We start from the raw sequence: 22075 nt of genomic DNA on the forward strand, positions 1-22075 counted from the left end.
GTTCGATCGCCGCGACGGAGGGTTGGAACCGCAACCGGTTGAGCTGCGCGGGCGTCAGCCTGGCGGCGAAGCCGTTGAACACATGCTTGTAGGTCACGGTGGGGGACCGCTGGGAGCGGGCTCCCGCGGGTGAGATGGCTCGCTTGTCGGCCTCGTGAGGCATGGCCCCGTGCGCGGTCGTGCCCAGGCGGTCAGGAGTCGCCGCCCAGGCCGGTTCCGCGGAGCCCAGTGCCGTCACCGTGATCTGCACGGCGAGCAACGCGCAGGCACCAAGCCGCGCGGGCCCCCGAGTGCATGGATGCAAACCCATATTGATCCTCTGTCGCAGGGCGCCCCTCCGCCAAGAGGATCTATCCCACCTTCGGAAAGTGCCGACTCCACTACTCTGCGTGTTTTTGCGCGAAAATGGCGGGCATGCTGTGCGTCTGTGACCTTGAAGGGCTACGGGTCGTACAGTGGCCACGTGGTCGAATCGACGCCGAGGGCGCGTGGGGGAGAAAAGACCCGAGAGGTCATCGTCGAAACGGCCCTGCGCCTGTTCCGGGAGCAGGGGTACGAGGCGACGACCATGCGGGCCATCGCGTCCCAGGCGGGCGTCTCTGTAGGGAACGCTTATTACTATTTTTCGTCGAAAGAGCAGTTAGTTCAGGCTTACTACGATCGGGCGCAAACAGAGCATGAAGTCGCCTGCCGTGAGCTGCTCGCCTCCGAGCGGAAGTTCGCCGTACGGCTGAGCGGCGTACTCCGCGCCTGGGTCCAGGTCTCGGAGCCGTACCACGGGTTCGCCGTCAAGTTCTTCAAGCACGCGTCCGAGCCGAGCAACCCGCTCAGCCCGTTCAGTGGGGAGTCCACGCCCGCCAGGGAGGCGGCGATCGGCATCTACCGCCAGGTCGTGGAGGGCTCCGCCGACCGCATCGACGCCGAGCTGCGCGAGGAGCTCCCCGAGCTGCTGTGGCTGTCGTCCCTCGGGATGGTGCTGTTCTGGGTACACGACACCTCGCCCGGCTGCGAGCGCACGTACCGGCTGATCGAGGTGATGGTGCCGCTCATCGACCGGCTGGTGGGCCTGTCGCACCTGCCCGGCCTGCGCGGTGTGACCAAGGACTTCATCACCGCGATGCGGGAGCTCAGGACCTGACGGTCGTTTGGCCGTCGGTCGGCCGGATCCCGTATGCGCCATACCGGCCGGTTGGTATGGTCGGGGCAGGAGGTGGACAGTGAAGCGTTGGGGCATCACGATCCCGTTCTTCGATCGCACCATGGCCGAGTCCAAGGACCTGGTCGCCGAACTCCCCGGCCTCGGGTACACCGACGCCTGGTCGGCGGAGGTCGGTGGCACGGACGGGTTCGTCCCGCTGGCCATGGCCGCGGACTGGGCACCCGAGCTCCGCCTGGGCACCGCGATCATCCCGGTGTCGACCCGGGGTCCGGCCCTGCTCGCGATGTCGGCCGCGACGCTCGCCGACCTCGCGCCCGAGCGGTTCGTCCTCGGCATCGGGGCGTCGTCGCCGGTCATCGTGGAGCGGTGGAACGCCGGCGAGTTCGTCAGGCCGTACGGCAGGACGCGTGACACCCTGCGGTTCCTCAGGAAGGCGCTCGCCGGGGAGAAGGTCACAGAGAAGTACGAGACCTTCGAGGTCAAGGGCTTCCGGCTGGAGCGCGCGCCCAAGGTGGCGCCGAAGATCGTGCTGGCCGCCCTGCGCCCCCGCATGCTCCACCTCGCGGCCGAGGAGGCCGACGGCGCCATCACCAACTGGCTCTCGCCCGAGGACGTGCGCACGGTGCGGGCCGAGGTGGGCCAGGAGACCGAGCTGATCGCCCGCCTGTTCGTCTGCGTCAGCGAGGACGCCGAGAGGGTCCGGGCGCTGGGCAGGCGGATGCTGGCGGCCTACCTCACGGTGCCGGTGTACGCGGCCTTCCACGACTGGCTCGGCCGGGGTGAGGTGCTCCGCCCGATGCACGAGGCGTGGGCCGCGGGCGACCGCCAGGCGGCGCTCAAGGCCATCCCGGACGAGGTGGTGGACGCGCTGGTCGTGCACGGCGACGCGGCGACCTGCCGGGCGCGGATCCAGCAGTACGTCGACAACGGCCTGACGACCCCGATCCTGGCGCCGATCGCGGGTGGCGAGGTCCCGATCCCGCAGGCCGTCCGCGACCTCGTTCCAGCGTCCTGAGGTCGTGCCCGGGAGGTCAGGAAGGCGCTTTTGAGGCTCCTGCCAGGCGGGGAACTCCATGCGCCGCGCCGCACGTTATCGGGAAGCACGGAAGGGTAGTGGCGGGGTCAAATGATCCGACCGTGCGCGCGTGATCGGGGGCACAGACGGAGGTGGCCATCATGAGCAAGGCTGGACGTGCGACCGCGGCCTACCGCGCCTACCGGGAAGTGAGCCGGCCGGGCTCGCCGGGCCTGATGGCCCGGATCAAGGCGCTGCCGAGGATGATCGGCGGCTCCCTGCGCGGGGAGTACGGCGACCTGGGCAAGAGCAAGCTGGCCCTCATGGGGCTCGGCATCGTCTACATCGTGTCGCCCATCGACGTGATCCCCGACTTCCTGCCGCTGATCGGCGTGACCGACGACTTCGGCGTGTTCCTGTGGCTGATGACCTCTCTCCTCGGCGAGAGCGGCCGCTATCTCGACTGGGAGCACAAGAAGGTGCGCGGCGAAGTCATCTAGCTATGGGAGACCCGGTGGCGCACACGGGGCCCTCTGGGGCTCCGGTGCGCGCAGGGAACGTTCCCATGGCTGGACATGCCTGTGCCGCGGCTCTCAGAGCTCTTCTCTGAGGAGCCAGGCACGCGACGGGAGCGGATGCCCGAAGAGGCGCGCCGCGTTGCCGTACGCCACCCTGGCGATGTCGGCGGGCGGCAGGCTGCCGAGGTGGCGTGCCAGCGCCTGCTGCACGTCGGGCCATGTGGACTCCGAGCGGGGATAACCGCTTTCGAGCAGCACGTGCTCCAGCCCCACGGCCAGGCGCACACCCGACAGGGCGTAGTCGTCCAGGGTGCCGAAGTAGAAGTTGCGGCGGAGGACCTCGCTCGGCTTGAGACCGCCCTCCCAGGTGGCCTCGCCCGCCACCGGGTGGTCGAGGGCGTAGTCGGCGCGGGCGGCCAGCATGGGCAGCCACCCGACGCCGCCCTCGACGATGAGGATGCGCAGCTTCGGGAAGCGCAGCGGCACGCCCGACCACAGCCAGTCGGCGCAGGCGAACATCGCGCTCGCCGGGATCATCGTGGTGATGGCCTCGATGGGGGTGTCCGGCGAGGGCACCGGCGACCACGACGAGGCGCCGGTGTGCAGGCACACGACCGTGCCCGTCTCCTCGCACGCGGCGAAGAAGGGATCCCAGTGGCCGGTGTGGATGGACGGCAGCCGCAGCCGGGTCGGGAACTCGGGGAAGACCACGGCCTTGAAGCCGCGCGCGGCGTTGGCCCGGATCTCCTTGGCCGCGATCTCAGGATCGGGCAGCCAGGGAAGCTGGAGCGCGATGATGCGCTCGGGATAGGTGCCTGCCCAGACGTCGCAGTGCCAGTCGTTCCACGCCTGGGTGAGGGCCAGGCCGAGATCCTGGTCGCGGGTCTTGGCGAAGGCCATGCCCGACTGCACCGCCAGCATGCCGGGGAAGCTGAGCGCCGCCCACACCCCCGCGATGTCCATGTCCTGGATGCGGGCCTCGATGTCGTGGCAGCCGGGCCTCATCTGCTCGAACCGCACGGGGTCGAGAGTCCACTGGTCGCGCGGGAGGCCGGCGCCGGCGTCGAGGCCGGCGCACGCGTACGTGCCGCCGCCGTACCGCCACACCTGATGGCCGGCGTCGGTCTCGACGACTTTGGGCGCCAGGTCGACGTACTTCTCGGGGAGCCGGTCGTCGAACAGATCCGGCGGCTCAATCAGGTGATCGTCGACGCTGATGATCACATAATCTCGCCGCCTTGGCTCGGGGTCAGGGGGCAGCGATGTGTTCACAGGGAAAACCGTATGCCGCAGGAATAACACCAGACAAGCTGGGAGGTCTCCGGTTGGTATCCGTTCATCCGAGGTGCGGCACCCAACGTCCTTAAGGGGCTTACCAAATAGTGTGAAGTTTCCGACAAAGAGTGGGTCATGGGACGGTAACCTGCTCAGCGAGTCCAGCGTATCGGGCGACGAGCCCTTCGGGTCCGGAGAACGGCTCCGCCTCGAAGCCCTCGCTCTCGTAGCGGACGACGCCGGGGCCGGGCCCGTCGAGGATCCCGGTCGCCGTCGCCGCGCGAGACCATGAGCCCGATTCGTCGCGTTCCAGGTCGAGCGTTCGCGACCAGCCCACTCCCCACGAGCGCACGGTCGGCACCTCGGTCACGTACCGCGGACCGGTCACCGACGCCTCCGATTTCGCCGACAAAGCTGTGCAAGGGAAACGTTACGGGCGTTCCAGGCCGTACGAGGCCGTGGGCGGTGGCCCGCAGGCAGCGGCCGGGAAAGTGGCCGGGGTCAGTGGCCGGGGGCGGGGACCGCGCCGGTGTCCGCCGAGGATTCGCGCCCGGCCTGGAGGTCGCGCGCCTCGCGGCGGATCAACATGATCCACCCCCCGATGGCGATGCCGATGAACATCCACCACTGCACGCCGTACGCCAGGTTGAGGCCGCCGCCACCGCCGACGTCGGGGTCGGGGACCGGCTCGGGCGCGGTGGCGGGGCTCGGCCGCTGCTCGGTCAGCTCGACGTATCCGCCGAACAGTTTGTACGGCATGGTCCTGCCGAGGTCAGGGGTGTTGATCAGTAGCACCTGGCGGGGCGGGAGGCCGCTGCGGTCGGTGATGCCGGTGCTGTCCTCGGTCTCCGCCTGGCGTAGCCGCCCGGTGACACTTACGTCACCGGCGGGCGGCGGGGGGACCTCGGGCGGCGTGTCCGCGGTCGGGCCCATCTTGACCCAGCCCCTGTTGACCACGACGGCGGTGCCATCGGCGGTGACCAGCGGAGTGAGCACGTAGAAGCCGGTCTGGCCGTTCTGGGTGCGGCGCCGTACGAGCAGCTCGTGGGAGGGGTCGTAGCGGCCGGCCGTGGTGACGGGGCGGAACCTCGCCGAGGACGGCACGGTCGCGCCCGGCGTGTCGAGGCTGGTGAGCGGCACCGGCGCCGACGCGAGGTTGCCGGTCGCCAGGTCGCTCGCGGAGGACCGTTCCTCATAGCGCCCGAACTGCCATCTGCCCAGGAAGACGAACGAGGGGATGAGCACCAGGACCAGCACGTGGAGTGCCAGCCAGCGGGGCGTCAGGAGGAACCGGTACACGCTCTCAGCCTAGGCAGGCAGGTGAGTGGTCCGTGACTCGCCTGTGGCCCTTCGACCTCGGGTGACGAGAAACCCTGCTCCCCGCATCGCCGCCGGGGACCGTCCGGAGCCCCGCGTCCTCGGGCGTGGTGAGGGTGTCGCGACCGGCTGATCATGATCTCGTGGAACCGCTCGCGGACGGCTGGGGCATGCCGTACGGTCGTCTGGGATTCGTCTTCGGCACCTCGCTCTGGCCCTCGGGAGCCCTCTCCACATGACCGCGCCCTCCTTCGCGCTGCCGTCGCCCGTGCAGCATCCGGTGTTGCCCAGGATTCCCGTCCTGATCCGGCACGCGGTGCCACGGGTGCTGGAGGGCATGATCCTTCCGGTGGCCGTGTTCTACGCCGGGCTGCTGGTCGCCGGGATCCACGGCGGCCTGGTGATGGCGGTGGCCTGGGTGTACGGAGGGGTCGCGCTGCGGCTGGTCAGGCGCCAGACGGTGCCCGGCACGGTCCTGCTGGCCATGCTGGCGATCACGGTGCGGGCCGCGCTCGCCCTGGTCACCGGGGACGTGGTGATCTACTTCCTGCAGCCGACCCTCGGGGTGTTCTGTGCGAGCCTGGCGTTCCTCGGCACGGCCGCCGCGCCGCGCCCGCTGATCGAGCGGGTCACGACCGATCTGGTCCCACTGCCCGACCATCTGGTCCACCATCCGCGCATGCGCAGGTTCTTCGTACACCTGTCGCTGCTGTGGGGAACCGTCCAGTTCGCCAACGGGTCGCTCAGCCTGTGGCTTCTGTTCAGCGAGTCGATCGAGACGTATCTGATCGTCAGGACGGCGGCGGTGGCCGTGCTCATGGTGCTGGCGGCCCTGGTCTCGCTGCTCGCGTTCAAGCGGGTCCTCCAGGCCGTGCAGAAGCACTGAGGTCCGCCGTCGGAAGCCCTGATCCGGTCCGGAGTCACTGCGGTACGTCCGCAAGCGCTGAGGCCTGGGCCTAGCCGGCGAGGCGGGCGCCCGGGCCGAGCCTCGGGGTGACCTGACGGGGTGAGGGCACCTCGTGGCCCTCGTCGCATATCAGGCGCACGTCGATGGGCGAGCCGCAGTCGCGGTGGGTGAGGACCACGGGCGGGCCGCCCGGGTCGGCCATGTAGCGGTCGCCCCAGTGCATGAGGCTGACCATGATCGGATAGAGGTCGAGGCCCTTCTGCGTGAGGCGGTACTCGTCGCGCCGGCGGCGGCCGGGCTCGCGGTAGGGGACCTTGCGCAGCAGGCCCTCCTCCACCAGCCTCGCCAGCCGTGCGCTGAGCACCTGCCGGGGCGCCCCGATGCCCGCCTGCATGTCGGCGAACCGGCGCACCCCGTTGAAGGCCTCCCTCAGCACGAGGAACGTCCACTTCTCGCCGAGGATCGCGAGCGTGCGCTCGATCGAGCAGTTCTCCACCCGGTAGGGGTTCGGCTCGCTCATGAAGGCATCGTAGGCGCTCATTTTTCGTCCCTCCAACGCAGCTAAGTCTAGTTGACAGACTCAGGTGGGCTGGGGAAGGCTGAGTCCATGACACGAACCCAGGTGGCGATCTCCCAGGTCCCCACCGATTTGGCGGTCTCGGGGGTGGAGGTGCGGCCCGCGCGGATGGACGACGAGCAGAGGGTCAAATCGTTCGTGGAGGGGCTCTCCCTCGGGAGCCAGACGATGCGCTTCTTCGCGGGGCTGACGCGTCCCAACAGGCGCCTGGTGAGTGCGCTGATCGCGACGGACGACCGCCGTGACGTCCTGCTGGCCGTGGACGGCGACGACCGGGTCGTCGGCCACGCCATGAGCTTCACGCGGGCGGACGCCACCGAGATCGCCGTGGTGGTAGCCGACGAGTGGCAGGGCGTGGGCCTCGGGTCGCGTCTCGTACGGACGCTGCTGCGGCGCGCCGTCGCGCGAGGGGCGGTCGCCGTCGGGATGGACGTCATGGGCGAGAATCGCAAGGTTCTCTCGATCATCAAGCGCTGGTGGCCGGACGCCGAGATGCGCATCGAATCCGGCACGGTCGAGGTCCTCGCCCCGATCGGCGCGTTCTCGGGCAACCCGGACCGCCGCTGAGAGCGGCCAACTTCGGAATGGGATTCGGGAATGTGCGTGATCCTTAACACTGCGTGGGGACCATGCCCGAGAATGTCGTTAGGATGAATTAGCGCTGACGTTTGCAGAATAAGGTTCTGTTGAGTCACCATTGACAGTGTGAAGAGCGCGAGGAACGGGCGAGACGGCCGCACCAGGATCATCGAGGGCGCGCTGCGCCGTTTCAGCCAGGACGGGGTCTCCTCCACCACGCTCGCCAGCCTCCGCGAGGAGAGCGGGGTCAGCGTCGGCAGCTTCTATCACCACTTCGCCAGCAAAGAGCACGTGTTCGGGGTGCTCTACTCCGAGATCCAGAGCATGTACCAGCAGGCCTTCGTCGACGAGCTGTGCCGGCACGAGAGCGCCCAGGGTGGCATCGAGGCCATCGTGGGCATGCACATGGCCTGGTGCGGCGAGCACCCCGAGCGGGCGCGCATCCTGATCAGCGAGCGTCCGCCCCGCCGTGACGAGCCCGGCGGGCCCGAGGTCGCCGAGTCGCGGCGGGCGTTCTTCCGCCAGGTGTCCGACTGGTGGCGCCCCCACATGAAGGACGGCGTGCTGCGGCCCGTGCATCCCACCATGTGCTACGTCCTGTGGCTCGGCCCCGCCACCGAGATGTGCCGCCTCTGGTTCTCCGGTGCCCACCAGCCGACCGACGAGGAGATCCAGGCACTCCGCGAGGCGGCCTGGCACAGCCTCCGCCTCGCCTGAGCCGCCTCGATTCGCGCCCAGGGCTGTCCGGGGTCCGCACGCTCGATGCTTTGGCGGTCGGCTCTGGTCAACTCGGGCGATCGCACCAGGGCGATCGGCTGATCTTCGCGATAATGCATGCGTGGATCGGTATCCCCGGCGACTGTTCCTCCAGCTCAGCGGCGTCGCCGCGGCCGGAGCGCTGATCCCGGCCTCTGAAGCGTCGACCTCAGGAACCGGAGCGCTGACCACATCCGCTGGAGTGCTGAGTCCGGCGTTGCCTCCCGTCCGTACAGGGGACGGTGTGTTCGACCCGCTGCGCCGCCGATGGCGGGAGGTGACGGCCGGGTCGGGGTTCGACGCCGCGGCCGAGCCGTACCGGACCCGGCTGGCGATGCTGGGGACGGCGGCGGCCCGATACCGGGACACCATGGCGCCGGCCGACGGCTCGCTCTGGCCCGATCAGCCGTTCCCTTCGTTCGTCGCCACCCAGAGGCGGCTGCTGACCATGGCCCGCGTGTACGCCCTTCCGGGGACCGGCCTGACCGGCGACGCGAAGCTCGCCGAGGCCGTCGCCACCGGCATCGACCACTACAGGCGGCAGGTGTACGCCGCGGACGCCGACCAGGTCGGCAACTGGTGGCACTGGCGGATCGGCGTCCCCAAGACGCTGCTCGACGCCGCCGTGCTGATCGGTACGCACCTGACCGGCCCGCAGACCGGGGCGCTGCGGGACGCGGTGGACCACTTCGTCCCCGAATGCCTCCTGGACGACTACAGCGGTACCAGCACCGGCGCCAACCGCGTGGATCTCTGCGTGGTGACGCTGCTGCGCGCCATGCTCACCTCTGACGCGCGGAAGGCCGCGCTGGCCGTCTCGGCGCTCTCCCCGGTCTTCCCGTACGTCTCGGAGGGCGACGGGTTCTACCGGGACGGCTCGTTCATCCAGCACACGTTCACCCCTTATCAGGGCGCGTACGGGGCGTCGCTGCTGACCGGGCTCGCGACCCTGTTCGCGGTGCTGCGCGGCTCGCCGTGGGAGATCACCGACCAGAACATCTTCGACGCGGTGGAGAGGTCGTTCGCCCCGTTCGTCCACGACGGCTTCTGCATGGACCTGGTCCGCGGGCGCGGGGTCGGCAGGGAGCCGTACGGTGATCACAGGAGGGGACGTGAGATCGCCTCCGCGATCCTGCTGCTGGGGAGCTCGGCCTCCGCCGCCGAGGGTGCCCGCTGGCAGGGCATGGTCAAGGGGTGGGCGCTGCGCGACACCCGCGAGCCCATGCTCAAGGCCGCTGAGAGCGGCGACCTGGCCTTCCACGCTCGGCTCGCCGCCATCCTGGGCGACGACGCGATCCCCGCGACCGAGGAACCCGTGGGGCACCGGCTGCTCGCGATGAGCGCCCGCGCCGTCCACCGCCGGCCGGGCTGGTGCGCGGGGCTCAGCATGGCGTCCTACCGCATCGGGCACTACGAGCACGGCAACGGCGAGAACCTGCGGGGCTGGCACACCGGCTCGGGGATGCTCTACTGGTGGGCCGAGGGCCACGGCGACCAGTATTCCGACTCCTTCTGGCCCACCGTCGACCCCTACCGCCTGCCCGGCACGACCGTCTCCACCCGGCGGCTGGCCGACGGCGCCGGCGAGGCGTGGGGCGACACCTGCCCACCGGCCCGCTGGGTGGGCGGCGCGACCGACGGCACGTACGCGACCGTCGGCCAGCACCTGTACGGCTTCGAGAGCACGATGGAGGCCTTCAAGTCCTGGTTCTTCCTCGACGACGCGGTGCTGTGCCTGGGCGCGGGGATCACCAGCGGAGATGGCGTACCAGTCGAAACCATCGTGGACAACCGCAGAACCGACGCAGTCCTCACCGTGGACGATCGCGGGGCCGATGCGCTGCTCAGGACGGGCTACCGCAGGACCGACGCGCTCCTCACCGTGGACTACGAGGAGGGTTGGGCGCATATTGCGGGGCACGGTGGCTATGTCCTGCCGTCGTGCCCCCGCCTGAACACGTTGAGCGAGGAACGCACGGGCGACTCAGACCAGATGACCCGGAGCTACGTGACCCTCTGGCTCGATCACGGGGTCGACCCCCGTTCTGCCGGCTATGTCTACCTCCTCCTACCGGGTGCGAGCCTGGCGGAGACCCGGGCCCGCGCCGCCGACCTCGGGTGGGCGCGTGTGCTCGTCAACACCGCCCGCCGGCAGGGCGTCCACGTCCCGTCACTCGGGATCACCGCCGTCAACTTCTGGAACGACGGAGCCGCCGGCGGTCTGACCGCCTCCGCCCCGTGCGCGGTCCTCGTCAGGGAGCGCGGCGACGGTACGGCCACGCTGACCGTGTCCGATCCCCGGCGCGGCCTGAGTGAGCTGACCGTGACCTGGGACCGGCCGGTGGCCGAGATCCTCCACGGGCACCCGCTCCTGACGAGCGCCACGACCGGCGCGAACCTCACCCTCACCTTCGGCCGGCTGTCGGACCGTGGCGGCGGCTCGAAGACGATCACTGTACGGCTTCCGCCTTCGGCGAGTCTGCCCGGTGGGTCACATGGGCCGGCTTAGGGTGAGCCGTATCCCGCCGATCATGGTCTCCGAGGATGCCCACCGAGGACGGTAGAACGGCTCATGAACGTAGGTCTCGGCCTGCCGATCAGTGACATCGACACGTTGCTGACGTGGGCTCGTGGCGCCGAGGCCGGTCCCTTCACCGCGCTGGGCCTGCTCGATCGCGTCGTGTACGACAACCCGGAGCCGCTGGTGACCCTGGCGGCCATCGCCGGGGCCACGTCGCGGATCCGGGTGATGACCGAAGTGCTGGTCGCGCCGCTGCGCCAGACCGCCCTGCTCGCCAAGGAGACCGCGACACTCGATCGCGTGTCCGGTGGCCGGTTCACACTCGGGGTCGGGGTCGGGGTGCGGGAGGACGACTTCAGGGTGGCTGACGTGGAGTACCGGCGTCGTGGCCGCCGCCTCGACGAGCAGATGGCCATCCTGCGGCGCGTCTGGTCGGGCGGGCCGTACGGCGACGGCATCGGGCCGATCGGACCCGCACCGGCTCGGCAAGGTGGCCCCGAAGTGCTGTTCGGCGGCTTCGTCCCGGCCACGGCCGATCGCATCGCCCGCTGGGGTGACGGGTTCCTGGGGGCGATGTTCTCCCCGGACGAGATGGGCCGCTTCTTCCGCACCGTCGAGAGGTCGTGGCAGGTCGCCGGGCGTGCCGGCCGTCCGCGCCTGGTCGCCCAGGCCAACGTGGCCCTCGGCCCCGAACCCGTTGTGCGGGAGGCCCGCCGGGCCATCGGCGCGTACTACGACTTCGCCGACTACACCGACAAGATCGTCGGAGGGATGCTCACCACACCGGAAGCGGTCCGCCGGTCCGTCACGGCCTTCGCCGACGCCGGCGCCGACGAGGTGATGCTCTACTGCTGGTCCTCCGACATGGACCAGATCAACCGCATCGCCGACCTCGTGCCCTGACCTCCCTGGATGCCCCGTCCGCTCTCGCCCCCCCGGGGTCCGGCCGGCCGGCCGTTTCGGTGTTCGACATGATCAGGCCAGCTGGCGGAGGCGGGTGGGGACGCGCCAGACCTCCTGGTCGAGGGTGATGTCGAGGCGCAGGTCCTGCCGTTGTCGGCGCAGACCGGGGATCTGGAAGCGGTCCTGGACGTCGAAGCGCCCCCGGCGGGGGTACCCGAAGCCGATCGCGCCGGGCAGGACTCTCAGGTCATCTCGGTTGCCGCATCTCGGGCAGGTCCATGCGACCAGATCCATGCCACGGTTGTAGTCGTGACAGGCGGGAAAATATTCGCCCGGCTGGAATCTGGACTCACATGCGAAGCACGGGATCAACATCGAGATCCGCTCCTTGGAACATTTCTGGTGCGGGTGGCGTACGCCCCAGTCGTATCTGTACCCGCTTACTCGTGGGTTGCGAACAACTTGAGTTCCCGGCGCTCCAGGTCATTGAATCACGGTTCTACCTGGTATTTTGTCGTGATTTTTGGTGTTGATCCGGCGTTGATCAGATGTTGAACCACGGGCGGAAGTCTGTGGACGTGGGCACGGAGCTTGGGGGGTTCGAGATCCGTGTCAAACGTCCGGCCGGTCGTCATCGTAAGGCGGCCGGCCGCCGCAAGGCGCCTCCGGCGAACACCGGGCCCCCTGGCGCCGAGCGGCGGCCAGACGACCGGCCGGGCATCTATAAGCACCTATAAGCGCGTATAAGCACTGTAGCCATCCGTCAGCACTTATTGGCATTTATAGAACAGGCTCATAAAAAAGAGCAATTCATAATCCCCCAACGGGACACGGTGAACTTAAGTGATCAACCACGTATGGATGACGCGATTAGACGACGATCCTTCCTACGGCGTGCGGGAGCTAATCGCTGACCTGGTCGAGTTTCAGGAGGGCGCGCAGGTCGTCGGCCTCGGGCGATCCGAGTCGGGTGAAGATGTCCAGGGCGCGCTTGAGGCAGTCGCCGCTCCGCCGGACACTGCCCAGTCCGGCGAGAGCCCGGCCTAACACGGTCAGCGACAACGCCTCTCCGTACGGATGACCGATCTCCCTGCTCAGCGTGAGCGCCTGCTCGGCGTGCCGCGCCGCGTCCTGGTAGCGCCCGGCGGCGATGAAGGTCTCGGCGAGCCTGCAGCACACCCGCTGCTCCCACACCTTCTGGTTGCCCGCGCGGAAGAAGTCCAGGCACTCGGCGTGGTGGACGACCGCCTCGGTGAGCCGTCCCACCCGGGACAGGACGATGCCGAGGTGGTAGCGCGCGCGTGCCGTTCCTGCCCCGCTGCCCAGTTCGGAGAAGATCGCCAGGCCCCGCTCGGCGGCGGCGATAGCCTCCTCGGGATGGCCGAGCCCGAGATGGTCACGGGCGGAGTAGCTGGCCACGAGCGCCTCCCCGGCGGCGGCGCCGATCTCCCTGTACGCCTTGAGCGCGGAGTCGAACCAGGTCAGAGCCTCCTCATGCCTCCGCTGCCGACCGGCGACCACCGCGAGCGCGTTGAAGATCTCGCCGGTGACGATGCGGTCGCCGGTGGTGCCGGCCAGGTCCAGGGCGGCGCGGAACTGCTCCTCGGCGTCGCTGAGCCGGTTGGACCCGAACAGGACCCGCCCGAGGACGTACCTGCAGCGCAGCTCGCTGGCCCTGTCGCCGATGGCCCGCGCGGTCGACAGCACCGCACCCGTACGACCGGCGAACTCGCGGACGTACGCTCCAGACTCCAGCAGCGGCTCCATGGCGACGAGCAGGTCCGCGGCGGGCAGCAGGGTCTCGGGAGCCGGGAGGACCTCGGCCATCTGGCCGATCGCGGCGAACAGGGCCTCGGCCTCGACGGTGAGCCAGGCCACGGCCTCGTCGGCGCCCGCGAAGCTCCGTCCGGCGACGCCCGTGGACACCAGATGGTCGAAGATCACGCTGCCTTCGTACGCGAGCCGGTGCGCCGCCTGGGCCGACGCCAGGTAGAACCCGAGCAGCCGCCGCAACGCGAGCGCGCCCGCGCTCGGATCCTCGCTCACCTCCGCCTGCTTGCGCGCGAAGAGCCGGAGCAGGTCGTGGAAGCGGTAGCGGCCGGGAGCGGGAGCCTCCAGCAGGCTGACGTCGACCAGGGACTCCAGCATGTCCTCGGTCTCGGTCGCGCTCAGCGACAGTACGGCCGCGGCCGCCTGCACGGAGATGTCGGGCCCGTTCGGCAGCGAGAGCAACCGGAACGCACGGGCCTGTCCCGGTTCGAGTTGGCCGTACCCGAGGGCGAAGGTGGCGTCCACGGCGAGGTGGCCGATGCGCATCTCGTCCAGGCGGCGGCGCTCGTCGGCGAGCCGGGGCGACAGGGACGCCACCGTCCACGACGGCCTCGCCGCGAGCCTGGCGGCCACGATGCGGACGGCCAGCGGCAGGAATCCGCAGATGGCCACCACATCCATGGCGGCGGCGCGCTCGACGGCCACACGCTCGGGACCGGCGACGGCCGAGAACAGGCTCAGCGCCTCCTCGGGCTCCATGACCTCAAGGTCGACCAGCCGGGCGGAGGGCAGGTCCGCCAGCTTGACCCGGCTCGTGATGATGGCCGCGCAGCCCGCCGTGCCCGGCAGCAGGTGCTCCACCTGCTCGGCGTCGCGGGCGTTGTCGAGCAGGACGATCATGCGCCGGTCGGCGAGCAGCGACCGGAACAGCGCGCCGCGCTCGGACAGGCCGTCGGGGATGACGTCGACGGGGATGCCGAGGGCACGCAGGAACGCCGCCAGCACGGAATCCGGAGCCGTCGGCTCCTCGCCGTACCCGCGGAGGTCGGCGTAGAGCTGGCCGTCGGGGAACACCTCGTGCACGGAGTGCGCCACGTGTACGGCGAGGGTCGTCTTGCCGACCCCGCCGATGCCCGACACGGCCGCGACCGGCACGCCCTCGCCGCCGCTGACGCTGGTCAGCAGAGTGCGCAGCCGGTTGACGACCTCCCTGCGACCGGTGAAGTCGTTGACGGCGGCGGGAAGCTGCGCCGGACGGGGCATCTCGTGGAGGCCCTCGTGCTCGGCCTCCTCCGTGCCGCCGGACCCGTCGCCGGGCCTGCCGGAGCCCCGTGGACCGTGTCCCTCGCGGTGCGCTCCTGGCTCTCCGCCGTCCCCGGCCGCCCGCCGCACGGGCTCGGCCCGCGTCCACGCGAGCTGGGGGTCGGCGGCGAGGATGCGCTGGTGGAGGGACGCGAGCTCGCGGCCGGGGTCGATGCCCAGCTCCTCCACGAGCGCGTGCCGGGTGTCGGTGAACACGGTGAGCGCGTCCCCCTGCCGTCCGCACCGGTAGTAGGCGAGCATGAGCTGCCCGCGCAGGCGTTCCCTGAGCGGGTGCTCGGCCGTCAGCGAGATCAGCTCGGGGATGACGTCGGCGTGCCGTCCGAGCTCCAGGTCGAGCTCCATCAGGGTCTCGACGACGCCGATGCGGCGTTCGACGAGTCTGCCCCGCTGGCTCTCGACGTACGGCCCGACGGCGCCGGCGAGCGGCTCACCCGACCACAGGGCCAGCGCCTCGCGTACGGTCTCGGCCGCGCCCGCCAGGTCTCCCGCCCTGCGCTGGGTCTCGGCGTCGGCCACCCGGCGCTCGAACACCCCGAGGTCCAGCGCGCCCGGCGCGAGCCGGAGAGCGTACCCCCGCCCGACCGAGGTGAGCAGCTCGGGACGCATCCGCGGCGAGCGGTCGGGCTCAAGCACCGCCCGCAACCGCGAGACGTACGTGCGCAGCGCGCCCAGCGCCCGGGGCGGGGCGTCCTCCCCCCAGACGGCGTCGATCATCTCCATCGGGGTCACCGCGCGACCCTCGCGGAGCAGCAGCATGGCCAGGATGGATCGTTGCAGGGGCGTGCCGAGCTCGACCTCCCTGCCGTCCAGCCACGCCTGAACCGGTCCCAGTACGGCGAAACGCAGGCCAGCCTCAGTGTCTTGACCAGCCATTTTTCTAATACCCCACCCTTAAACACAGTTTTATAGGCAAATGATAGATCCCCAGATGCTTTCTGCCCTATGCGATCGGCTTGGCGTTAATCCGGGCGTTGATTCCCCGTTGATCTGGCGTTGAACGCACGACTCCATGCTGAGGCCAGTTGAGCGTGGCCCCGGAGCGGGGGCGGTCACGTGAGACACCTGCCGCCGATGCCGGATCTGGTGCTCGTGACCGGATCCGGCGGGCCGGCTCAAGCGCCTTGCAGGCGGAGGTAAGGCCGTTGTAAGCGCCCTGCAGGCGATGGGTTCTATCACTTGGACATAAGCCCCGGGCAGCCAGGAATCCGGGGAGCCCCTCATTTCAGGAGAACCACCATGCGCCGCTCGATCCGCACCATGCTCGGCCTCGCCGCCGCCTCCGCCGTCCTCGCCGTTGGAATTCCCGCTGCCGCCTCCTCGGCCGGCGCGGCGACCACCACGAAGACCGCCTCCGCCTCCAGCGCCGATTTCGACGACTTCTGGGGGTAGAACTTGCCTTGACGCTATCGTAAGCGGAAAGGCGAACCTCCCCCATGATCAACGTCGTCTCGTACTCACGGGCTAGCGCGGACACCAGGAAGGACGAGCACACGGTCACCGAGCAAGACCGAGTGAACACCCAGACAGCCAAGCGGCGCGGCTGGAACCTGGTGCACCAGTTCTCCGACAACGACAAGTCCGCGATGAAGGACGGCGTCGTCCGGGACGACTTCGAAGCACTCTTGCGGGTGCTCAAGGCTGGCAGGCTTCCCAACGGGACTCCAGTGCATGGGGTCGTCGTCACGGCGGATGACCGCCTGTACCGCCGTCCGGGCGACTATGAGCGCTTCCTCGACGTCTTCCAGTCATCCCCCGATCGCGTCTATTCGGACAAGAGGTCGGTGAAGAACCTCTACAGCGAAGAGGTCGAGTCCTCAGGGCTGATGGGCGCGGTCATCTCGCGCATGGAGGTCAAGAAGACGAGACGGCGCGTCAAGGACTGGCATCGAGGCGTTGCGGAACGCGGCGAGCTTCCCAGCGTGCGGCCCGCCTTCGGCTGGGACCCTGCCGCACCGGAGAAGGCGCACGCGGTTCACGGCAAGGCCGTAGAGAAGGCGATCATAGAGTTCATCGCGGGCAAGGGGCTCAACTCGATCTGTCTCGGTTGGCAGCAGCGAGGCTTCGTCACCACACGGGGCAACCCTTGGACGGTCGATGCGCTGGTGGTGCTCTTCAAGAACCCTCGCCTGTGCGGCTGGCGCATCCTTGACGGGGGGATCGTCCGGGACGAAGACGGTCGGCCCGTGGTCGGCAAGTGGGAGGCGTTGATCACGTCCGATCAGTGGATCGCGGTACAGGAGATCTTCGCTAGGCGGGCGGGAAAGAAAGTAAACCGTAGCGGCATTGTCGGGGAACTGCCGCAGGACTACCGGGAGCACAAATACCTGTGCACCGGAATTCTTCGTTGCGGAAAGCTTCGTGAGGACGGTACTTACTGCTGGGCGGGGCTTCGGGCGAACCCTCGAAAAAATGGCTCCGTGGGCTACCAATGCCCTGCGAAGAGTCACGGCGGGTGCGGTGGCATAGCTCGTCGTGCGGATTTGGTCGACCTGTACGTCTCTCAGATGACGGTGGCCAAACTCGAAGAGCGGAGTTTGCGCGCCCCGAAAGTCGAACCGTGGGAAGGTGAACAAGAGCTAGCCGAATACGAAGAACAGGAGAGGGAACTTCGGAAACGCTGGCATGCGCGAGCGGTAGAAAACGACCTGTTCTTTGAGGAGCTTTCTCGGATCAACAGAGACATCAAGCGATTGAAGAAGGATCAGGCTGGGCACACGGTGAAGGCGGAACGCGCGAACGCGGGTCTTGTGGACATCCGGCGGCGGTGGTTCTCCGAGACGGATGACGACCGGTTGGACATCTCCCAGAAGCGGCTCTACCTCCGAGAGGCCTTTCACGCGATCATCGTTCACCCTACTGGCAAGGGCGGCGGTGGACGGGCCCCCTTTAACCCTGACCTGCTAGAGCCGGTCTGGCGCAAGGACGAAGACGTCTAGGACGTCTCCAGCGCCATAGGGAGCTGTCGCCCTAACCGGACGGTGACAGCTCCCTTACCTTTTTCTAAAGTGGCCGGACGTCTACGGACTTCATGGGACGTCCTGGGACTCTGCCGGACGCTGAGAGAAGTCGCCCCATGCGGCTCGTCAAGGGAACTATGAGCTGGCCTGATTCGTTGCCGGGTGGTAGATCTTATATGTCCAAGCCACCCGATCATGAGAGATAGGAACTGCGAGAAACCGGCCCGCGATTATCGGCGCGAACAAACTACCGGGAATATAAAACTTAAGATATGTGGTTGCCGTTCCGCTGGATGTGCCCGGCCCAGTGGTAGGCCAAGAAACTGGCGCGCCAACCGGTCTATAAACATCGCGCACAAACATACAAACACTCCATTATTCTCTCGCTGAAGCACCATTGCCACGCCAAGCCGTGTCTTCGGCATGCCCTGTGATGGTGCTTCCCCCTTCCCGTGCATCGGTGGTTTCCTTCGGTGAAAGGAGCACCGCTGCAAACTCCGGATGTCTCGTCGCATTTCAAGCTTGCCGAGGAGTGGGGCAAGCGAAAGGCGGCACAATCACCCCCGTGGTCAGATAAGAAGTGGACCCGCATAGCTCTATTTCTCGGCGTGGAAGTCGAGGCGGAACAGACTCGCTTCACTTCTCCCAGTAATGGGAGGGGTGCCGTGTGAGCGAGGTCCCCGGCTTCTCTCCTGAGGTCTTCGCTGCTGCTCAGCGCGCCTCGATGCCGGACTTTCCCCGGTGGTATCAGATGGTGCGGGCTACGGGCGGGTGTGCTGAGCCGATTCGGCTTCAAGGTCACCGGATCACGTTCGACTCTGCCCTAGAGATCCTGGATGTGTACCGGACGGCTGATGAGCCGACCGGGTACCTGCTGACCGCGTGTGGCAACCGTCGCGCCTCGCGCTGTCCGGCCTGCTCTGAGGTGTACCGGGACGACACCTATCATCTGATCCTGTCCGGCCTGCGGGGCGGTAAGGGCGTCCCTGAGGACGTGGGCGGGCATCCTCGCGTGTTCGCGACCTTCACGGCCCCCTCGTTCGGGGCGGTCCATGCTCGACGTGAGAGGGACGGCAAGCCGCTGCCGTGTCGTCCCCGGCGTGACAACCCGGTGTGCGAGCACGGCAGGCCGCAAGGGTGCGGGGTGCGTCACGGGGAGGATGATCCCCAGGTCGGGCAACCGGTCTGCGTGGACTGCTACGACTATGTCGGCGCGGTGCTGTGGAACGCTCACGCGGGCGAGTTGTGGCGGCGGTTCACCCAAGCACTCCCGGCCACCTTCGCCCGTCTGCTCGGAGTGTCACGGGCCGCGCTGCGGCGTCGGCTTCGGCTGTCGTATGCGAAGGTCGCCGAGTATCAGGCGCGGGGCCTGGTCCACTTCCATGCCGTGATTCGCCTCGACGGCCCCGAGGGGCCTGCCGATCGTCCCCCGGACTGGGCAACGGTCCCGGTGCTTCAGGCGGCCATCCGTGAGACGGCGGCGGGGGTCTCGGTGCCCGTGCCTGAGGAATCTCCCTCCTTCGTCGGCCGATGGGGCCAACAGCTCGACGTGGAACCGATCTACGTGGCTACCTCGCTGGAGGGGCTGGCGGATCAGCGGGTCGCGTCCTACATCGCCAAGTACGCGACCAAGGGTGCCGAGTCAGCCGGGACGGTGGATCGGCCGATCCGGCAGATACGTGACGTCGCGTTTCTGGAGGTGACCGAGCACGCTCGGCGCATGATCTACACGTGCTTCGTCCTGGGGGACCGTCCTGAGTATCGGCTGATCCCGTTTCGGCAGTGGGCGCACATGCTGGGCTACCGGGGGCACTTCTCGACCAAGAGCCGTCACTACTCGACCACGCTCGGCACGTTGCGGCAGGCTCGGGCGGATCATCAGGCGGAGGAGTCTCGGAAACGGCGGGGCTTGCCTGATCCTGGCGAGCGGGAGACGGTCACGGTCGGGGAGTGGCGGTTCGCGGGAAGCGGCTACCGGCATGGTGAGGCGTTCTGGGCTGAGGTCGCACGGGGACGCATCTCGGCAGCTCGGAAGCTCGCACGGGAACGGAATCGCAGAGAGTCCCCCGGCTGACGGGTGGCCAACCCCGCGCTGAGTGGTGCGGCCGGCGTCAATGCGAAGCACCCCGAAGGGGCCGCGAAGCGGTTGAGGCCGGCGGCACCACGTCACTAGGTCGTAAGGCCGTAAGCCACACGGACCTAGGTCTTTGACTTAGCCTGGGAATCGGAGTTGTCCCCCAGGGAGGGGTAGAGCCATGGCCGATGGCAGCTCGACAATCGGAAAGCGTCTCCGGTCGCTTCGCCTGGATCGCGGCTACAGCCAACAAGAGCTGGCCAACCGGGCGGGTGTAAGCCTCGATCTGGTCTCCCTCCTGGAACGCGATGTTCGTGAGTCCATGTCGTGGGCCTCAATGGTCAAGCTCGCTCGTGCCCTCGACGTCGACCCCGGCGTGATCGCGGGGAAGAAGCCTGCGCTTGACCCTGTTCCCGGAGCGGCCGTCTTGAGCGTGCGCGACGCAGTGATCAATCCGGGCCTACTTCCCCTGCTCCATCCAGATCACGAGGGAGAGCCCGCCGACGCGGCTAGCCTCTGGCGCTTGGTGGAGCGCTCGTATGGTGCCTACTTCGGTGGTGAGTTCGGAGTCTTGGCGGCAGATCTTCCGAACCTGATCAATGAGTGCCGCCTGCTCCATGCACATGATTCGGGTGCCGGTGCCGCTGCGCTGGCCCATGCCTGGCAACTCGCTGCCTGCGTCCTGGTTCACACCGGACGTGACGACGCTGCCGCTATCGCTGCTGAACGTGCCATCTTGGCGGCCAAGGACGGCAACGACGCCTGGCGTCTCGCCACGTTGTACGGCACGTACTCATGGGTCATGCTTCATCAGGGGCGGCTTGACGAGGCGGAACGACTCGCCACGTCGGCGGCCGATGAGATCGAACCGGCCATGTCCAAAGCTCCGGCAGAGCAGATCACCGCGTGGGGCGGGCTCATGTTGCACGCGGCTGTGTCCGCTGGTGCGCGTGCCGACGGTGAGCGGGCAGGGGAGTACCTACGTGTTGCTGCGGCCGGTGCGGCTCGGGTGGCCAAGGACCGGCATGATTACTGGGTCTCGTTCGGGCCGTCACATGTTGCGGTGCAGACCACGCACATCATGACTGCTCTGCATCAGCCTGACGCGGCGCTGACTGCGTCCCAGGGAGTACGGCGCGAAGACCTGTTCAAGGTCCAATTCGGACGCCACCTGCTCAACGAGGCGCGCTCGCTGTTGGAACGTCGCCGTACCGATGAGGCCGTGGAGGCGACCGTACGCGCTCGGAAACTCTCGCCCGAATGGTTCCGACACCAGGGGTTCGCGAGGACTCTCACGTCTGATCTCGTTGAGCGTAAGACTCGGCTTACCGCTCCCTTGCGGAGCCTGGTTCAGGAGTTCGGGGGCGTCAACTAGATCAGCCCGTACACCCTGTACGGGTAGGTGGTCTCCCACCGATGAGCCCTGACGCTGCGTCCCTCGTAGTCACAGTGAGTTGCCCTTACCGTCCAAAGCATGGGCTTCCGAGACGCAAGCGAACTGCACTACTGGGACGCGGACGACGACATCGTGAGCCGGTTGCGGAACCGGTTCCCCCGTTGGCGCGTCTGGCGGGGGCAAGACGATCAATGCCAGCCGTCCGGCTGGTACGCCACCCGTTCGGACGTGATCTCCGAGAAGGACCTCATGCGGGGCTTGTGCCGCACGGTCGACGCCGACAGTGACGGTGACCTAGCTCGACTCCTCGATGAGCAGGAGCGCATCCAACGGGACGCTGTCCGTAAAGGCCAGACGGTCACGAGGGGCTAAGCGGTGATCGTGACCGCTCCGATCCTTCCTGAGCTGTCGAGTCGGCACCCCGCGGTGACGGTGGCGTTGCGGCTCTCGCGAGAGCTGGAACGTCACGGGATCTGCTCTGACGTTCATGAGGGCACGGGGCTCGCGTTGGTGTCGGTGTGGGTGGACCTCGTGGTCTGGACGGATGGCGCCTGCTACATCTGGTGGTCCGGTGCCGTCTCCTCCAAGGGGCGACGCCTGCTCTCGTACTGCTCGACCGACGATCCGGTCTCGGCCGCTCGTCGCGTGGCTGCCCGATACGTGGACCTGCGCAAGGGGCACCCGTACTCACATGTGATCGCGGAGGCGCTTGCCTCGATCGGCGTGAGCATCCCGGCCGTGGAGACGTCTGGGAATGGGGGCTGACCGGTGGCAGCCACGACACTTAACGCGTTGACCGCACGGTACGGCATGCGCTGGGAGATCTCCGAGGGGATGGGGGGCGGGTTCTACGCGGTGCGTCGTCACGGTGTGTCTCAGAGCGCTCTCGATCGCGGACTGTCCAACGTGCGATGTGGGGCCACGCTTGACGAGTGTCGCTTGCCAGCCTGATGGGACCACCCAGTTGCCACGAGGAAGGGACCACCTGGTCGTGTAGTCGATCATAATGATCTCCCTCAGTTCGTCCC

Annotated in this window: 21 protein-coding genes; 14 read left to right on the forward strand and 7 right to left on the reverse strand. The window is 68.2% G+C overall.

Features of this window, described 5'->3' with window-relative positions; translation table 11 throughout:
* Window positions 1-250, reverse strand: a 250-nt coding sequence (locus AB0B89_RS22910) for a protease inhibitor I9 family protein (protein ID WP_358556245.1), incomplete at its 3' end; no start/stop codon positions are given.
* A 213-nt stretch (window positions 251-463) separates the two neighbouring features.
* On the opposite strand from AB0B89_RS22910, the gene AB0B89_RS22915 reads away from it, so the two are divergent.
* The 3 genes from AB0B89_RS22915 (at window position 464) to AB0B89_RS22925 (ending at window position 2674) form a co-directional block, all read left to right on the forward strand.
* Complete coding sequence (locus tag AB0B89_RS22915) at window positions 464-1138, forward strand: TetR family transcriptional regulator (protein WP_358556248.1); 675 nt, start codon at window positions 464-466, stop codon at window positions 1136-1138.
* A 79-nt stretch (window positions 1139-1217) separates the two neighbouring features.
* Window positions 1218-2174, forward strand: a complete 957-nt coding sequence (locus tag AB0B89_RS22920; RefSeq protein ID WP_358556251.1) for an LLM class F420-dependent oxidoreductase — start codon at window positions 1218-1220, stop codon at window positions 2172-2174.
* 161 nt (window positions 2175-2335) lie between these two features.
* Window positions 2336-2674, forward strand: a complete 339-nt coding sequence (locus AB0B89_RS22925; RefSeq protein WP_358556254.1) for a YkvA family protein — start codon at window positions 2336-2338, stop codon at window positions 2672-2674.
* A gap of 93 nt (window positions 2675-2767) precedes the next feature.
* Here the strand turns inward: AB0B89_RS22925 and AB0B89_RS22930 are convergent, their stop codons facing one another.
* The 3 genes from AB0B89_RS22930 to AB0B89_RS22940 form a co-directional block, all read right to left on the reverse strand.
* Window positions 2768-3916: an amidohydrolase family protein gene (locus tag AB0B89_RS22930; protein ID WP_358556257.1), complete on the reverse strand. Its 1149-nt coding sequence runs from the start codon at window positions 3914-3916 to the stop codon at window positions 2768-2770.
* 184 nt (window positions 3917-4100) lie between these two features.
* Window positions 4101-4355 carry a hypothetical protein gene (locus AB0B89_RS22935; protein ID WP_358556260.1) on the reverse strand — a complete coding sequence of 85 codons (255 nt, stop codon included), beginning with the start codon at window positions 4353-4355 and terminating at the stop codon, window positions 4101-4103.
* A gap of 113 nt (window positions 4356-4468) precedes the next feature.
* Window positions 4469-5266 carry an SURF1 family protein gene (locus AB0B89_RS22940; protein WP_358556263.1) on the reverse strand — a complete coding sequence of 266 codons (798 nt, stop codon included), beginning with the start codon at window positions 5264-5266 and terminating at the stop codon, window positions 4469-4471.
* A gap of 253 nt (window positions 5267-5519) precedes the next feature.
* On the opposite strand from AB0B89_RS22940, the gene AB0B89_RS22945 reads away from it, so the two are divergent.
* A complete protein-coding gene (locus AB0B89_RS22945) occupies window positions 5520-6170 on the forward strand; it encodes a VC0807 family protein (protein WP_358556266.1) in 651 nt (216 codons plus the stop codon).
* A 70-nt stretch (window positions 6171-6240) separates the two neighbouring features.
* Here AB0B89_RS22945 and AB0B89_RS22950 read toward each other — a convergent pair whose 3' ends face one another.
* On the reverse strand, window positions 6241-6711 hold the full coding sequence (locus tag AB0B89_RS22950; protein WP_358556269.1) for a helix-turn-helix domain-containing protein: 471 nt from the start codon (window positions 6709-6711) through the stop codon (window positions 6241-6243).
* 87 nt (window positions 6712-6798) lie between these two features.
* Between AB0B89_RS22950 and AB0B89_RS22955 the strand changes: the two genes are divergently transcribed.
* The 4 genes from AB0B89_RS22955 to AB0B89_RS22970 all read left to right on the forward strand — a co-directional run bounded on the left by AB0B89_RS22955 (window position 6799) and on the right by AB0B89_RS22970 (window position 11527).
* Complete coding sequence (locus AB0B89_RS22955; RefSeq protein WP_358556272.1) at window positions 6799-7335, forward strand: GNAT family N-acetyltransferase; 537 nt, start codon at window positions 6799-6801, stop codon at window positions 7333-7335.
* Between the two features lie 138 nt (window positions 7336-7473).
* Window positions 7474-8064, forward strand: coding sequence for a TetR/AcrR family transcriptional regulator (locus AB0B89_RS22960; protein WP_358556275.1), 591 nt, complete (start codon window positions 7474-7476; stop codon window positions 8062-8064).
* A gap of 121 nt (window positions 8065-8185) precedes the next feature.
* Complete coding sequence (locus tag AB0B89_RS22965) at window positions 8186-10612, forward strand: polysaccharide lyase 8 family protein (protein WP_358556278.1); 2427 nt, start codon at window positions 8186-8188, stop codon at window positions 10610-10612.
* Between the two features lie 63 nt (window positions 10613-10675).
* Window positions 10676-11527 (forward strand): LLM class flavin-dependent oxidoreductase, encoded by an 852-nt coding sequence (locus tag AB0B89_RS22970; RefSeq protein ID WP_358556281.1) that lies wholly within the window; start codon window positions 10676-10678, stop codon window positions 11525-11527.
* Between the two features lie 72 nt (window positions 11528-11599).
* On the opposite strand, the gene AB0B89_RS22975 is transcribed toward AB0B89_RS22970, so the two are convergent.
* Complete coding sequence (locus tag AB0B89_RS22975; protein ID WP_358556284.1) at window positions 11600-11821, reverse strand: hypothetical protein; 222 nt, start codon at window positions 11819-11821, stop codon at window positions 11600-11602.
* A 609-nt stretch (window positions 11822-12430) separates the two neighbouring features.
* On the reverse strand, window positions 12431-15493 hold the full coding sequence (locus AB0B89_RS22980) for a BTAD domain-containing putative transcriptional regulator (protein ID WP_358556287.1): 3063 nt from the start codon (window positions 15491-15493) through the stop codon (window positions 12431-12433).
* A gap of 363 nt (window positions 15494-15856) precedes the next feature.
* Between AB0B89_RS22980 and AB0B89_RS22985 the strand changes: the two genes are divergently transcribed.
* From AB0B89_RS22985 to AB0B89_RS23010, 6 genes are all read left to right on the forward strand, one after another.
* Window positions 15857-16009 (forward strand): hypothetical protein, encoded by a 153-nt coding sequence (locus tag AB0B89_RS22985; RefSeq protein ID WP_358556290.1) that lies wholly within the window; start codon window positions 15857-15859, stop codon window positions 16007-16009.
* Window positions 16010-16053: 44 nt separating this feature from the next.
* Entirely contained in the window at window positions 16054-17556 is a 1503-nt protein-coding gene (locus AB0B89_RS22990) for a recombinase family protein (protein ID WP_358556293.1), read from the forward strand.
* A 745-nt stretch (window positions 17557-18301) separates the two neighbouring features.
* Complete coding sequence (locus AB0B89_RS22995; protein ID WP_358556305.1) at window positions 18302-19651, forward strand: replication initiator; 1350 nt, start codon at window positions 18302-18304, stop codon at window positions 19649-19651.
* Between the two features lie 181 nt (window positions 19652-19832).
* Complete coding sequence (locus tag AB0B89_RS23000; protein WP_358556296.1) at window positions 19833-21026, forward strand: helix-turn-helix domain-containing protein; 1194 nt, start codon at window positions 19833-19835, stop codon at window positions 21024-21026.
* Window positions 21027-21125: 99 nt separating this feature from the next.
* On the forward strand, window positions 21126-21419 hold the full coding sequence (locus AB0B89_RS23005) for a hypothetical protein (RefSeq protein ID WP_358556299.1): 294 nt from the start codon (window positions 21126-21128) through the stop codon (window positions 21417-21419).
* A gap of 9 nt (window positions 21420-21428) precedes the next feature.
* On the forward strand, window positions 21429-21812 hold the full coding sequence (locus AB0B89_RS23010; RefSeq protein WP_358556302.1) for a hypothetical protein: 384 nt from the start codon (window positions 21429-21431) through the stop codon (window positions 21810-21812).
* The last annotated feature ends 263 nt before the right edge of the window (window positions 21813-22075 follow it).

The organism is Sphaerisporangium sp. NPDC049002, assembly GCF_040649355.1.
Lineage (GTDB): Bacteria > Actinomycetota > Actinomycetes > Streptosporangiales > Streptosporangiaceae > Sphaerisporangium.

Bases quoted from the DNA above. Each gene is read 5' to 3' on its own strand.
- AB0B89_RS22970 (WP_358556281.1), top strand. From the start codon at position 10,676: ATGAACGTAGGTCTCGGCCTGCCGATCAGTGACATCGACACGTTGCTG.
- AB0B89_RS23000 (WP_358556296.1), top strand. From the start codon at position 19,833: ATGGCCGATGGCAGCTCGACAATCGGAAAGCGTCTCCGGTCGCTTCGC.
- AB0B89_RS23005 (WP_358556299.1), top strand. From the start codon at position 21,126: ATGGGCTTCCGAGACGCAAGCGAACTGCACTACTGGGACGCGGACGAC.
- AB0B89_RS22990 (WP_358556293.1), top strand. From the start codon at position 16,054: ATGATCAACGTCGTCTCGTACTCACGGGCTAGCGCGGACACCAGGAAG.
- AB0B89_RS22955 (WP_358556272.1), top strand. From the start codon at position 6,799: ATGACACGAACCCAGGTGGCGATCTCCCAGGTCCCCACCGATTTGGCG.
- AB0B89_RS22945 (WP_358556266.1), top strand. From the start codon at position 5,520: ATGACCGCGCCCTCCTTCGCGCTGCCGTCGCCCGTGCAGCATCCGGTG.
- AB0B89_RS22950 (WP_358556269.1), bottom strand. From the start codon at position 6,711: ATGAGCGAGCCGAACCCCTACCGGGTGGAGAACTGCTCGATCGAGCGC.
- AB0B89_RS22995 (WP_358556305.1), top strand. From the start codon at position 18,302: ATGCCGGACTTTCCCCGGTGGTATCAGATGGTGCGGGCTACGGGCGGG.
- AB0B89_RS22925 (WP_358556254.1), top strand. From the start codon at position 2,336: ATGAGCAAGGCTGGACGTGCGACCGCGGCCTACCGCGCCTACCGGGAA.
- AB0B89_RS22985 (WP_358556290.1), top strand. From the start codon at position 15,857: ATGCGCCGCTCGATCCGCACCATGCTCGGCCTCGCCGCCGCCTCCGCC.
- AB0B89_RS22980 (WP_358556287.1), bottom strand. From the start codon at position 15,493: ATGGCTGGTCAAGACACTGAGGCTGGCCTGCGTTTCGCCGTACTGGGA.
- AB0B89_RS22975 (WP_358556284.1), bottom strand. From the start codon at position 11,821: ATGGATCTGGTCGCATGGACCTGCCCGAGATGCGGCAACCGAGATGAC.